This window comes from Streptomyces sp. NPDC059668 (genome assembly GCF_042734135.1).
GTDB lineage: Bacteria > Actinomycetota > Actinomycetes > Streptomycetales > Streptomycetaceae > Streptomyces.
In genome coordinates, this window is the sequence record NZ_JBHWEL010000008.1 from 92,798 (window position 1) to 105,615 (window position 12,818).

The following is a 12,818-nucleotide window of genomic DNA, read 5'->3' on the forward strand; positions in this document are numbered from 1 at the left end:
GCCGTGCCCCTGGGCGCGGCGGGGCACGGACGACAGCCGGGCCGCGCGGGCCGGCGGCGGCCGGAGAGGCCGGTCAGGCCGGTCAGGCGCGGGCCAGCGGGTTCGGCAGCGGCAGATAGCGGGCGTCGGCGCCGTCCGCGCCGGTCCAGCGGAGCAGCAGGTTCGTCTTGCCGGGCAGGGTGGGGGCGGTGAGCAGGTCCGTGACCGCGTCCGTGATCCCGGGCAGGCCGTGCCCCGCCAGTTCGGCCCGTACGGCGGGCCAGGGGTCCCAGCCCGGGTGCCGCTCCGCGAGCAGGGCGGCCAGCTCGGTCACGTTGTTGACGATCAGGCAGTAGACCAGCCGCTCCCACCCGGCGGCGCGGTCCACGTCCGTCAGGAGTTTCACGCCCTCCGCGTCCCGGAACAGCGCCTGGACGGGCGTGCCGTCGGCGTCCACGGCGACCAGGGTGTTCTGCAGGTGCGCCTCCAGGACGACGCCGTGCCGCGCGAACGCCTCCAGCGTCGGTGGTACGACCTGCCGGAGATACGCCCTCCACCAGGCCGACGGGTCGCCGAGTCCGTCGAGGGGGCTGCCCTCGAAGCCCTCCACGAGGGCGGCCGCGAGCAGCGGTGTGGTGCCCGGGGCGAGGTGCTCGCGCAGCCCGTCGCGGACGAGGACGGCGAGCTCCTCGAAGGCGAAGTCGGCGGTGCGGTACCCGCGGTCGCTCAGCCAGGCGGCGGGGATGCCCGGTGTGCGGTCGGCGGGGGTGTTCACCGGACCGTCCGGGCGGTCCGTGGGGAGGGCCGCCGGGGCGCTCATGGCGGTGAAGGCCGCCACGGTCGCCGCGTCCGTGCGGCGCAGCTTCAGCAGGTCGTGCCGCCACAGCCGGCGGATGTCGTTGGTGATGCGCACGTCGAGGCTGAACTTGACGAAGAGGTCGTCCTCGGGGGCGTACAGCGTACGGATGGCGGCCGTCGGCCACAGCGGGCGTGCCGTGCGGCCGAGGCGGACCAGCCGGCCGTCCGCGAAGGCGGCCAGGATCGCGGGCCGGGAGCCGACCAGGCCGAGCTGCCAGGGGTGGGCCGGCAGCAGGCGGTAGCCGGCCGGTGCCCGTCCGAAGACGTCGAGCGGCGCGGTGTCGCCCTCCTCGACGACCGCGTCCTCGCGCACGGCGAGCAGCTCCAGCGGGAAGCCGGCGTAGGCCTCGGGCGCGTACGGCAGCCAGCCGGCCGCGGGGCCGCCGCCGCGTGCCTTGGGCGCCGGGTGGTACGGATGCCCGGTGAGCAGGGACTGCTCGGATCGTACGTACGGGTCGGCGGGCGGTGTCGCGACCGAGCGCGCGGCGAGCAGCGCGGCGACCGTGTCCCGGCTGTCGGTCATCTCCGCGGGCAGCTCGGAGTTGGGCAGACGGGTGAGGAGGAGCAGTTCGTCCGCGGTGAGCTCGACCAGCGCGGTGTGGTCGAGCCGCCGCCAGGCGCCGTCGGTGTGGACCTCGGGAGCGTGGGGCCGGCGTGTGCCCCGTACCCGCATCAGCCGGCCACTGGCGCGGAGCCGGAAGGTACCGGGGTCCCCGGCGGGCTCCGCCGCCTCCCGCAGCAGACAATTGAGCAGCGGCGCCGCGGCGTACGCGTCGGCGGTGTCTTCACCTTCTCCGTCGCTCCCGGCGGGCGGAGGCAGTCTGGGCGGCATGGAGTCCACGCGATCCATTCGTTCCCTACGGTGCACTGGTGATCATTATGTCTGTCGGCGCGGGCGACCGCGACGCAGTCCCCGTCTCCAAGGAGCCCGACCGTGCACCGTCTCCCCCTGCCCGAGGCCGAAGCCGCGCTCGCCGACGAACTGGGCAGCGTGCGTCCGGACCTGTCGGCGCCGTACGCGGCCGGCCTCCCCGGCGCCCGGGCCGCCGTGCTGACCCGTCTGTGGCGGGCGCTGGCCCATGAGCCGCTGCCGTGGATCGCGCGCCGCGAGCGGGGGCGCGAGGGTCTCACACTGCACCTCACCGACGGGCGGCGGCTGCACGGCCCGCACGCGGACCCGTACGCCACCACCGCGTACGTGACCGAGCTGCGGCTCGACGACCGGCCCTACGACCGTCCGGACCGGCTGATGACGGCCCTGGCGGTCCCGCACGCCCGCGCCTTCGCGGCCGAACTCGGCCACAGTGCCGCGTCGTTGGCCCTGTCCCGTGCGCAGCCGGCGCCGGCCGGCCCGGAACCCGCGGCGAGCTGGGAGTGGGAGCAGCGGGTGGTCGACGGGCATCCTTACCATCCGAACTGCCGGTCCCGTCCCGGGTTCTCGGCGGCCGAGCAGCTCGCGTACGGCCCGGAGCACCGGCCGGTCGTGGAGCTGGGGCTGGTCGCCGTGGACGACTGCCTGGTACGCGGCGAGTGGCCCAAGTGGCTGCGGGACGAGGACAGTGTCCTGATCCCGGTGCATCCCTGGCAGGCGGCGCACATCCTCGACCGGGGTCATCAAGAGGGGTTCGCCGCCCATCCGTTGATGTCGCTGCGGACCCTGGCGCTGCCGGACGGCCCGCATGTCAAGACGGCTCTGAGCGCCCGGCTGACCTCCTCCGTCCGGGACATCTCGGTCTACTCGATCGAGACGTCGGCGACGGTCTCGGCGTTCGCGGAGGAGATCGCGGCCCGCACGGACGGTCTGCTGCACGTGACCCGCACCCTGGGTGCCGTCTCGGCCCACTCCCCCGCTCTGGCGGCGGTGCTGCGCGAGTCGCCGGACCGGTACGCCCGTGACGGCGAGCGCGTCGTCCCGGTGGCGGCCCTCGCGGCCACCGGGCTCCCCCGGTCCCCGGGCTGGACGGCGGCTTTCGCCCGCCTCGCGCTCACCGTGGGGCTGCGGCTGCTCGACCTGGGGGTGGCGCTGGAGGCGCACGGACAGAACCTCCTCGTCGTGCTGTCGGCCACCGGTGAGCCGCTGCGGCTCGTCTACCGCGATCTGGCGGACATCCGCGTCAGCCCGCGCCGACTGGCCCGGCACGGCATCGCGGCCCCCGCGATGTCCGGACGGATCGTCACGGACGACGTGACCACCCTGCGCCGCAAGCTGTTCGGCTCGCTGGTCGCCGGCGCGCTGGGCGCGACGGCGGGTTCCTCGGCCGTGCTGCGCGAGGACCTGGGCAGCGCGGTGGACGGCCTGCCCCGCACCCCGGACCTCGTCGCGCTGCTCGACGAGCCCCTGCCGGCCAAGGCGTTGACCCTGATGAGGCTGTCCCCGGAGACTCCCGGAGACATCTGGGCAGAGCTTCCCAACCCTCTCATCGGCCACCCGTCCTGAAGATCGTTTTGAAGCCCGGCACCTTTGATCAATAGGATCCGGCGATGATCACAAGACAACGGCTGGCGGCGGGAGTCTGCGCCCTGCTCGCCGCCCTGACGGCCGGGATCGCCTTCCCGGCCGGAGCGGTCGCCGACGAAACGGCGGCGCAGGCCGCCCCCAAGGTCGAACTCGTGCTGGACGTCAGCGGTTCGATGCGGGCGAACGACATCGACGGCGGATCACGGATGGCCGCCGCGAAACAGGCGTTCAACGAGGTGCTCGACGCGACACCCGAGGAGGTCCAGCTCGGTATACGCACCCTCGGCGCCAACTACCGCGGGAACGACCGCAAGACGGGCTGCAAGGACACCGCCCAGCTGTATCCGGTGGGAACCCTGGACCGCACGGAGGCGAAGACCGCCGTCGCGACCCTGAACCCCACCGGCTGGACACCGATCGGCCCCGCGCTGCTCAAGGCCGCCGCCGACCTCGACGGCGGCGACGGCACCCGGCGCATCGTCCTCATCAGCGACGGCGAGGACACCTGCCAGCCGCTCGACCCCTGCGAGGTGGCCCGGGAGATCGCCGCCAAGGGGGTCGGTCTCACCATCGACACGCTCGGGCTGGTGCCCGACGCCAAGACCCGCGACCAGCTCAGCTGTATCGCGGACGCGACCGGAGGCACCTACACCTCGGTCCAGCACAAGGAAGAACTCACCGATCGGGTCGGCCAGTTGGTCGACCGGGCGGCCGATCCGGTGGCGACACCGGTCGCCGTCGAGGGCACCGACGCCTGCACCGGGGCCCCGGCGCTGAAGTCCGGGCTCTACACCGACCGTGAGGAGTTCGCGCAGCACCGCTGGTACCGGGTGGACGTCGCGCCGGGCAAGGAGCTGCGCGCCTCGGTGAGCGTCGCGGCCGACCGCGCCGTCAACCCCGACTACGGGGTGCTGCTGCGCGCCGTCACGGTGCACGGACGGGAGATCGTACGGGGCGAGGCGGCGGGCAACGGCCGTACCGACGTCATCTCGACCGGTCTGCGCTATCCGAAGGCGGAGAGCGACGACGAGAACGCCCCGGCCGAGACCGTGTGTCTCCAGGTGTCCAACTCCTTCTCGGCGGCGAGCGGCGTGAAGACCACGCCCGGGATGCCGCTGGAGCTGACGGTCGACGTCGTCGACGGGCCGGACCAGGCGAGCGACGTGGCCTCCTTCGGCCTCGGGCGCGGCTGGTGGCTGCTCGGCGCCCTCGTGGTCATCGGCTTCCTCGCGGGTGTGCTGTGGGGCTGGATCTCCCGCCTGCGGATCGCGGTCTGGAGGACCAACTGATGCGTTTCGGACGTATGTTGAGTACGGCTCTGCTGCTGCTCGGGGTCGCGGCGGCACCCGCCTTCGCCGACTCCTCGCCCTCCCCGAGCCCGTCGGGGGACGACAGCGCGCCCACCCGGGCCGGTACGTCGTTCCGTACGGCGACCGAGATCGGGCAGGGCACGCGGGCGACCGCCAGCGGGTCCGCCGGCGACTACCTGTACTGGTCGTTCCCCGCGGACGCCGGTCAACGGCCCACCGTGAAGGCGACGGTGAAGCTGCCGGAGGCCTCCGCACGCGGAGCCTCCGAGACCTGGCAGGTCGACGTGTACGACGGGCTGCGGCGGCGCCAGGCGTGCCAGTACGGGGCGCAGACGCGGACGGCCGCGCGGGAGGCGGCCACCGTGGAGCTGTCCTGCACCCTGCGCACCGTGCGCGCCTGGTCGGAGACCTGGGCCGACGACCCGCTGCCGGGCACGTACTACATCCGGCTGACGGCCACCGGGCTGCCGGCGTCCGAACTGGGCCTGCCGGTCGGCGCGGAGGTGAAGGTCGACTCCAAGGACATCGGCGGTTCGGCCGCGGTGGACGGTTCGCTGGGCAAGCCGCTGGTCCCGGGGATCGCGACGAGCGCCAAGCAGTCCGACCCCGGTTCCGGCTCGTCGAAGACCGCGCTGTCGTCCATCGAACCCGACGACGGCTGGACCTCCGGCTGGTGGTCCGACCGCTGGGTGTGGACCGGGATCGGCGGCATCCTCGCGGCGCTCGCGGGCATCGGCGGCTACGCGCTGACCCGCGGGTCGGGACGGCCCTCCCGGGTGCCCCCGGGCATGTAGTGACCTAGGGCCCTGCTGCCTTACGAGGGCCTGGACGCCCGTACGACGGCGAGGACCCGCCGTGCTCCCCCCACAGCACGGCGGGCCCCGTCCCCGTCCGACCCGTCCCCCGTCCGGGCCCCGGCCCTGCGGGCGGCGTGCGGGACACCCCCGCGCCCGGGCGACCCCTGCCGCCGTAACGGCGTTCCTCCCACCCGCGGTTGCCACCCTGTGGTCGCCGCCCCGCCGCACGCAATGCTTTCGAACACGCTGGAAGTGTCCGGCGCGGACGGCACGCCCTCGTCACGGAGGACGCGCCGGCCGCCGAACACGCGGGCGGCGCGGCGGTGTCAGTCCCCGCGCAGCAGCTTGGCGAGAGTGCTCTCCCCCGTGACCTCGATACGGCCCTCCCGCACCGCTTCCAGCACGGTCGAGATCCCACGGCTCACCGCCGTACAGGTCGCGGTGTCCAGCGACAGCCGGACGTCCGGCTCCCCCGGAGCGGGCCCGTCGCCGTACACCGGCCCCTCCCGGACACCCAGCCGTACATGGAACTCGCCCTCCTCCAGCCGGACTTCGACCAGCCCCTCGCCCTCCCCCGCGAGGCCCCGCAACAGGGGCAGTGCGAACCAGTGCGCCCGTACGGCGTCGGTGGCCCCGCGCTCGCCGAGAGCGGGCGCGCCCCACTCGCCGAGCGCCTGTAGAACCGGCAGCAACTCGGCTCCGCGTTCCGTGAGTTCGTAGACGTAGACGGCGCCGGGCGGTGGCAGCCTGCGCCGGGTGGTCAGGCCGTCGCGCTCCATGTCCCTGAGTCTGGAGGCGAGGACGTCCGTGCTCACGCCGGGCAGATCCGCGTGCAGATCGGTGTAGCGGCGCGGGCCGCCGAGCAGCTCGCGGACGATCAGGAGGGTCCAGCGGTCACCGACGGCGTCGAGCGCGCGGGCCGCGGAACAGTACTGGTCGTAGCTTCGGCGAGGTGACATGCGACGCAGTCTAGACATGTTGTTGGACTTTCCAAGCACCTACTTGGTAAAACCAAGCAACACCACGAACCGGAGGACGCAGCTCATGGAGTTCCGGCAGTCCAGCAAACTCAGCGAGGTCTGTTACGAGATCCGCGGCCCCGTGATCGAGCACGCCGACGCACTGGAGGCGGCCGGCCACAGCGTGCTGCGCCTCAACACCGGCAACCCCGCGCTCTTCGGTTTCGAGGCGCCGGAGGAGATCCTCCAGGACATGATCCGGATGCTGCCCCAGGCGCACGGGTACACCGATTCGCGCGGTGTCCTCTCCGCCCGCAGGGCCGTCGCCCAGCGCTATCAGGACCGCGGCCTGGAAGTGGACGTGGACGACGTCTTCCTCGGCAACGGCGTCTCCGAACTCGTCTCGATGGCCGTCCAGGCCCTGGTCGAGGACGGCGACGAAGTCCTCATCCCGGCACCGGACTTCCCGCTCTGGACGGCCGTCACCACGCTCGCCGGCGGCAAGGCGGTGCACTACCTCTGCGACGAGCAGTCGGACTGGTACCCGGACCTGGCCGACATGGCCTCGAAGATCACCGACCGGACCCGCGCCGTCGTCATCATCAACCCGAACAACCCCACCGGCGCCGTCTATCCGAAGGAGGTCGTCGAGGGCATCCTCGACCTCGCCCGCCGGCACGGCCTGATGGTCTTCGCCGACGAGATCTACGACCAGATCCTCTACGACGACGCGGTCCACCACTCGGCCGCGGCGCTCGCCCCCGACCTGGTGGTCCTGACCTTCTGCGGCCTGTCGAAGACGTACCGGGTGGCGGGCTTCCGCTCGGGCTGGCTGGTGGTGACGGGCCCCAAGCAGCACGCCCGCAACTACCTGGAGGGCCTGACGATGCTGGCCTCCATGCGGCTGTGCGCCAACGCGCCCGCCCAGTACGCCATCCAGGCCGCGCTCGGCGGCCGCCAGTCCATCCACGAACTGACCGCGCCGGGCGGCCGGTTGCGCGAGCAGCGCGACCGGGCCTGGGAGAAGCTCAACGAGATCCCGGGCGTCTCCTGCGTCAAGCCGAAGGGCGCGCTGTACGCCTTCCCGCGCATCGACCCCGAGGTGCACCGCATCCACGACGACGAGCGGTTCGTCCTGGACCTGCTGCTCCGCGAGAAGATCCAGGTCGTCCAGGGCACCGGCTTCAACTGGCCCCGCCCCGACCACTTCCGCATCCTCACCCTCCCGCACGCCGACGACCTGGACGCGGCGATCAGCCGGATCGGCCGGTTCCTGAGCGGGTACCGGCAGTAGCGGCGGGCGCGACGCCCGCGCTCACCCCAGACCGACCTCGCACCACACCGTCTTGGTGTACGGGTCACCGCCCGTCGTCCCCCAGTGCGCGGCCAGCGCCTCGACCAGGAGGAGTCCCCGGCCCGACTCGGCCTCGGGCGGGGCCTGCCGGAGGGAACCCGGCTCGGGCGGACGGCGGTCCGGGCGGGGGTCCGTCACCTCGATACGGAGCGTCGCGTCGGCGCGGGCGGTGAGGGTGAGCCGGAAGTCCCGTCCCCTCTCCCGGCCGTGCAGCGCCGCGTTCGACGCCAGCTCCGCCACCAGCAGCGCGGCGGTGCGGTTCCCGTCGCAGCCGTAGGGCCAGCCCCACCTGTGCAGTTGGTCGGACGCGAGGAGGCGGGCCAGCCGGGCGCCCCTGCGGGTGGCCGACAGCTGGAGGGTGAAGTCCCGGGCGGGAGCGGCGATATCCACGTTCATGTCACTCAGCGTGGCCGATCGTCACTACGCTGAACAGCGACATCGGTGGTACGCGGGGTCACTGTCCGGTCGCGGTCCGGCGCTGTCCGGCCCGCGCCGCGTGGAGGTGGGGACATGGACGTCACGGCCAACGAGCCACGGCAGGCCGACGGCGACGACGACTCGGCGGCCGTGCTGCGCACGGTGGGCAAGGTCATCAAGATGTGGCGCGAACGGGCGGCGCTCAAGCAGTCCGAACTGGGCAGCGCGATCGGGTACAGCGAGGAACAGGTGTCGTCCGTGGAGCGCGGACGGCGGGCACCGAGAAGGCAGTTCCTCGAAGCGGCGGACCAGGCGCTCGGGGCGGCCGGGATGATCGCCGCACTGGCGAAGGACGTGGAGGAGGCCCGGTACCCCAAGAAGGTGCGGGATCTGGCGAAGCTGGAGGGTGAGTCGGTGGAGATCTGCGCGTACGACAACTCGCTCGTCAACGGGCTGTTGCAGACCGAGGAGTACATGCGCACGGTGTTCGGCTCACGGCGTCCCGCGTTCTCCGAGGAGCAGTTGGAGCGTCGCGTGGCCGCTCGTCTGTCGCGCCAGACGATCGTGGATCGCGAGCACACGCTCCCGGCGTTCAGCTTCGTCCAGGACGAGGCGACGCTGCTGCGGCCGATCGGGGGCAGACTGGTACTGCGCCGACAACTCGAACGACTGTTGGAAGTAGGGCAGCTGCGGAACGTGGAGATCCAGGTGATGCCACTGGATCGTGAGGACAATGCCGGTCTCGGCGGCCCGTTCCATCTACTGCGGCTCAAAGAGGGCGCCACCGTGGGGCACAACGAGGTTCAGCTGATCAGCCGGCTGATCTCGGACCCCAGGGAGATCCAGATCCTGGAACTCCGCTATGGGATCATCCGAGCCCAGGCTCTCGCGCCCAGGGAGTCTCTGACCTTCATCGAGAAAGCGCTGAGGGAGACATGACCATAAGCGGTTCCGACCTGGAATGGTTCAAGAGCAGCCACAGCACCGACGACGGTCCCGCCTGCGTCGAGGTCGCGACCACGCCCGCCGTTGTGCGCGTACGCGACTCGAAGAACGCCCACGGCCCCCACCTCGGCTTCACCCCGGACCCCTGGACCGCCTTCGTCGCCTTCGCGGTCACCTCGTCCCCCTCCTGACGGCCACGCCCCACCCGTGCGCGTCCCTGGAGTCGGAGGTCCGGGCTCGTAGCCTGGGATCGCGAGAACCTTCGGCGAGCAGAGGAACCACAAGCATGGGCGACCTCCTTCTCGTGCGGCACGGCGAGACCGAGTGGTCCTTGTCCGGGCGGCACACCGGATCGACCGACATCCCGTTGACCGAGAACGGCCGCGAGCAGGCGCGGCGACTGGCCCCGCTGATCGCCACGTTCCACATCTCCGCGGCGTTCGTCAGCCCGATGCGGCGGGCGCGGGAGACGGCGCGGCTGGCCGGGGTCGAGGGGGCACGGGTCGACGCGGACCTGTGCGAGTGGGACTACGGCGGGTACGAAGGCGTGACGACCGTGGAGATCCACCGGACCCGGCCCGACTGGTTCCTCTTCGACGACGGTGTCGCGCCCGGACCGCCGGAGCATCCCGGCGAGAGCCCCGCGCAGGTCGGTACGCGCGCGGAACGGATGCTCGCCAAGATCGACGCGGCCCTCGCCGAGGCGCAGGGCTGTGTCGCCGTCTTCTCCCACGGGCACTTCCTGCGGGTGCTGACGGCGCGGCGGCTGGGGCTGCCCGCGGAGGACGGCGCACTGTTCCAGCTCGCCACCGGGACCGTGAGCCGGCTGAGCACCGAGCACCGTCGGCATGTGGTGGCCGGCTGGAATGTCAGACCCGCGTCGTAGTCTTCGCGTGGACCGGCACCGGCCGGGTCCGGGGGAAGGAGTGCGCCATGACACGACCGCCGACCGCCGCGCAGCGGCGTGTCATCGACGCCGCCGACCCCGTGACCGGGCGGCTGAAGGGCACCGGGGCACAGATCGCGGCGCTGGTGAAGCGCGGGCTCGCCTTCCGGCATGCGCGTCCACCGCACGACCACTTCCTGACGCCCGCCGGACACCGCGTGCGGGAGACGCCTGAACCGCTCCCGGAAACCCCCGAGGCGCTCTCGGGGACCTCCGCTCCCCCGGCCGCCGCGGGGGTGTTCGCCGCGCGGATCGGTGGCGAGGATGCCCCGGCGGGCGGACCCTCCCGTGCGCGTGAGGTGCGCAGCGCCTGGGAGGGACTCCTGGAACTGCGCCGGATGACCCATCCGGACGGCGCCGTGGACCGGCCGTGCGGGTGGGAGCGTACGCATCTGGTGCAGGCGGCCGCGCTCGCCCTGGAGGCCGCCGGGCACCGCCCGGCGGGCGCGGACGCCGCGGACGGCGGCTACCGGGTACGGGCGACACCGCAGCCGGAGGCCGTCGCCGTCCACGAGCCCGATCCCGAGGCGCTGCGGGCCTGCGCGGCCACGCTGGAGAAGGCGGGCTGGCAGGCCGGCGAGTACACGGAACCGCGTACCGGCGTGCGGTACGTACTGGCGTCTCCCCGGCGCGTCTGAGCACGCCGGTCGCTCACCGCGGTGGCGTCCGTTCTCACCTGGGGCGAGGGCGGGACCTTTCGGCCTCTGAGCCGCGCCGCGAGGCGGTCTACGCGTCCAGCGGCTCCGGCCGGTGCCGTTCGTCGTAGGCCGCGCGGGACTCGGCGATCGTGACGCGGTGCCGCTCGGCCCAGTCCGTCAGGGACAGCAGGGTCGCATGCAGCTCGCGTGCCACCGGTGTCAGCGCGTACTCGACCTTGGGCGGCACCGTCGCGTGCACGGTGCGTGTGACGAGTCCGTCGCGTTCCAGGTGGCGCAGCGTCAGGGTGAGCATGCGGCGGCTGATGCCGTCGATGCTGCGCTCCAGCTCGGTGAAGCGGATCGGGCCGTGCGCGGCGGCCACGAGGATCTGCACGCTCCATTTGCCGGCGACCCTGTCAAGAACTTCCCGGACCGGGCACGCCTGCGCGTGCACGACCTGGGCGGTAACACCGGTGTTCCCCCGGGACATCCGAGTACCTCCTTATGCCGGACCTCATGGTCACTCACGATGTACCCCGTTACAAGTCGTGCACCTATGGAGTGTCCCGCGCCCGAGGACCGCACGGAACACGCGGAGTACACGCGATACACGGAGGTCGTCGCCATGCCGTCCCGGAACCCGTCCCCGGCGCACACAACGCCGCCCCCACCCGCCGCGGCACGCGCACCGCGGACGTACTCCCGCCGGGCGGCGCTGATCGTCCTGTGCGCCGGCACCCTGATGACCGTCCTGGACGGGAACGTCGTCACGGTCGCGATGCCCGCGATCCAGAGCGACCTGGGGTTCTCGGGGCCCGGGCTCGCCTGGGTGGTGAACGCGTATCTGATCCCGTTCGGCGGCCTGTTGCTGCTGGCGGGGCGGCTGGGCGATCTGGTGGGCCGCAGGCGGATGTTCACCACCGGGCTCGCCGTGTTCACGGCGGCGTCCATGCTGTGCGGGGTCGCCACCGGTCCGGGCACGCTGGTCGCCGCCCGCGCCCTACAGGGTGTCGGCGGGGCGATGACCTCGGCGGTGGTCCTCGGGATGCTGGTCGCGCTGTTCCCCGGTCCACGCGAACAGGCCCGTGCCATCGCGGTGTTCAGCGCGGTCGGCGCCGCGGGCGGGGCGCTCGGGACCTTTCTCGGCGGGGCGCTGACGCAGGCCGCCGGCTGGCACTGGATCTTTCTGGTCAACCTGCCGATCGGGGTGGCCGCCTGGGTCGCCGCGGTGCGGATCCTCGCGCCGGAGAAGGGAGTCGGGCCGGGCAGGGGCGCCGACTGGCCCGGGGCGGCGCTGGTCACGGCCGCACTGATGCTGACGGTGTACACCATCGTCGGCACCGGCGACCGGGGTCCTGGCGGCACACTCGCCCCGGCCGGGCTCGCCGTCGCCCTCTTCGCCGGGTTCCTCGTGCGCCAGACACGGGCCGCACGTCCGCTGCTGCGCCTGCGCCTGTTCCGGTCCCGTCCGCTGTCGGGCGCGAACACGGTCCAGGCCCTGATGATCGCCGGCATGTACGGCTTCCAGTACATCGGCGCCCTCTATCTCCAACGCGTCCTGGGATACGACGCGTTGCTGACCGGGATCGCGTTCCTGCCGGCACCGGTGGCGATCGGGGTGCTGATGCTGGGCCTGTCCGCGCGGACGATCGCCCGCTTCGGCCCCTACCGGGTCCTGCTTCTCGGGCTCGCCCTCGTCACGACGGGCATGGCTCTGCTCAGCCGGGCCCCGGTCCACGGCACGTACGCCGCCGACGTGCTGCCCGCGATGCTGCTGCTCGGCGCCGGGTTCGCGGCCGCGATGCCCGCGGTGACGGGACTCGCGATGACGGGCGTCCGCGAGGAGGACGCGGGGCTGGCCTCCGGGCTGTTCAACACCACGCAGGTGGTGGGTGGTTCACTGGGTCTCGCGGTCCTCACCACCCTGGCGGCGAGCCGCACGGAGCGCCTGACCGGCGCAGGCGCGCCAGTCGTCACGGCGACGGCGGACGGCTACCGGCTGGCGTTCGCGGTGGCCACCGCGATCACGGCGGCGGCCCTGCTGTCGGCGGCCACCGTCCTGCGTCCACGGCCCGCCTCCTCCACGGCCTCGACGGACGCCCGGCCCGTCCACGACGCGCGCTCCCCCTCATGACCATCGACTGAATGCCCAAACTG

Annotated in this window: 13 protein-coding genes; 9 read left to right on the forward strand and 4 right to left on the reverse strand. The window is 72.8% G+C overall.

Annotation, left to right across the window (positions count from 1 at the left end; all coding sequences use genetic code 11):
* Positions 1-82 precede the first annotated feature (82 nt).
* On the reverse strand, positions 83-1,687 hold the full coding sequence (locus ACFV2J_RS09140) for an IucA/IucC family protein (protein WP_385088969.1): 1,605 nt from the start codon (positions 1,685-1,687) through the stop codon (positions 83-85).
* 84 nt (positions 1,688-1,771) lie between these two features.
* On the opposite strand from ACFV2J_RS09140, the gene ACFV2J_RS09145 reads away from it, so the two are divergent.
* Genes ACFV2J_RS09145 through ACFV2J_RS09155 form a run of 3 tightly spaced genes read left to right on the forward strand, consistent with a single transcriptional unit; the run spans position 1,772 to position 5,399 of the window.
* Complete coding sequence (locus ACFV2J_RS09145; protein WP_385437909.1) at positions 1,772-3,274, forward strand: IucA/IucC family protein; 1,503 nt, start codon at positions 1,772-1,774, stop codon at positions 3,272-3,274.
* A gap of 44 nt (positions 3,275-3,318) precedes the next feature.
* Positions 3,319-4,584: a VWA domain-containing protein gene (locus ACFV2J_RS09150; RefSeq protein WP_385088964.1), complete on the forward strand. Its 1,266-nt coding sequence runs from the start codon at positions 3,319-3,321 to the stop codon at positions 4,582-4,584.
* Positions 4,584-5,399, forward strand: a complete 816-nt coding sequence (locus tag ACFV2J_RS09155; RefSeq protein ID WP_385088962.1) for a hypothetical protein — start codon at positions 4,584-4,586, stop codon at positions 5,397-5,399. Before ACFV2J_RS09150 ends, ACFV2J_RS09155 begins: the two co-directional genes overlap by 1 nt.
* A gap of 329 nt (positions 5,400-5,728) precedes the next feature.
* Here the strand turns inward: ACFV2J_RS09155 and ACFV2J_RS09160 are convergent, their stop codons facing one another.
* Complete coding sequence (locus ACFV2J_RS09160) at positions 5,729-6,361, reverse strand: winged helix-turn-helix transcriptional regulator (protein ID WP_385088959.1); 633 nt, start codon at positions 6,359-6,361, stop codon at positions 5,729-5,731.
* Positions 6,362-6,446: 85 nt separating this feature from the next.
* Between ACFV2J_RS09160 and ACFV2J_RS09165 the strand changes: the two genes are divergently transcribed.
* The gene (locus ACFV2J_RS09165; RefSeq protein ID WP_385088956.1) at positions 6,447-7,655 is read left to right on the forward strand and encodes a pyridoxal phosphate-dependent aminotransferase; all 1,209 of its coding nucleotides are present in this window, start codon (positions 6,447-6,449) and stop codon (positions 7,653-7,655) included.
* A gap of 21 nt (positions 7,656-7,676) precedes the next feature.
* Here ACFV2J_RS09165 and ACFV2J_RS09170 read toward each other — a convergent pair whose 3' ends face one another.
* The gene (locus ACFV2J_RS09170; RefSeq protein WP_385088953.1) at positions 7,677-8,111 is read right to left on the reverse strand and encodes an ATP-binding protein; all 435 of its coding nucleotides are present in this window, start codon (positions 8,109-8,111) and stop codon (positions 7,677-7,679) included.
* 114 nt (positions 8,112-8,225) lie between these two features.
* On the opposite strand from ACFV2J_RS09170, the gene ACFV2J_RS09175 reads away from it, so the two are divergent.
* The 4 genes from ACFV2J_RS09175 (at position 8,226) to ACFV2J_RS09190 (ending at position 10,661) form a co-directional block, all read left to right on the forward strand.
* Positions 8,226-9,071 (forward strand): helix-turn-helix domain-containing protein, encoded by an 846-nt coding sequence (locus ACFV2J_RS09175; protein WP_385088950.1) that lies wholly within the window; start codon positions 8,226-8,228, stop codon positions 9,069-9,071.
* Positions 9,068-9,268 carry a DUF397 domain-containing protein gene (locus tag ACFV2J_RS09180; RefSeq protein ID WP_385088947.1) on the forward strand — a complete coding sequence of 67 codons (201 nt, stop codon included), beginning with the start codon at positions 9,068-9,070 and terminating at the stop codon, positions 9,266-9,268. The genes ACFV2J_RS09175 and ACFV2J_RS09180 overlap by 4 nt, the downstream gene beginning before the upstream one ends.
* 95 nt (positions 9,269-9,363) lie before the next feature.
* Positions 9,364-9,963: a histidine phosphatase family protein gene (locus tag ACFV2J_RS09185; RefSeq protein ID WP_385088944.1), complete on the forward strand. Its 600-nt coding sequence runs from the start codon at positions 9,364-9,366 to the stop codon at positions 9,961-9,963.
* 47 nt (positions 9,964-10,010) lie between these two features.
* Positions 10,011-10,661 (forward strand): hypothetical protein, encoded by a 651-nt coding sequence (locus ACFV2J_RS09190; protein WP_385088941.1) that lies wholly within the window; start codon positions 10,011-10,013, stop codon positions 10,659-10,661.
* Between the two features lie 88 nt (positions 10,662-10,749).
* Here ACFV2J_RS09190 and ACFV2J_RS09195 read toward each other — a convergent pair whose 3' ends face one another.
* The gene (locus tag ACFV2J_RS09195) at positions 10,750-11,151 is read right to left on the reverse strand and encodes a winged helix-turn-helix transcriptional regulator (RefSeq protein ID WP_385088939.1); all 402 of its coding nucleotides are present in this window, start codon (positions 11,149-11,151) and stop codon (positions 10,750-10,752) included.
* A gap of 135 nt (positions 11,152-11,286) precedes the next feature.
* Between ACFV2J_RS09195 and ACFV2J_RS09200 the strand changes: the two genes are divergently transcribed.
* On the forward strand, positions 11,287-12,795 hold the full coding sequence (locus ACFV2J_RS09200; protein ID WP_385088936.1) for an MFS transporter: 1,509 nt from the start codon (positions 11,287-11,289) through the stop codon (positions 12,793-12,795).
* Positions 12,796-12,818 lie beyond the last annotated feature (23 nt).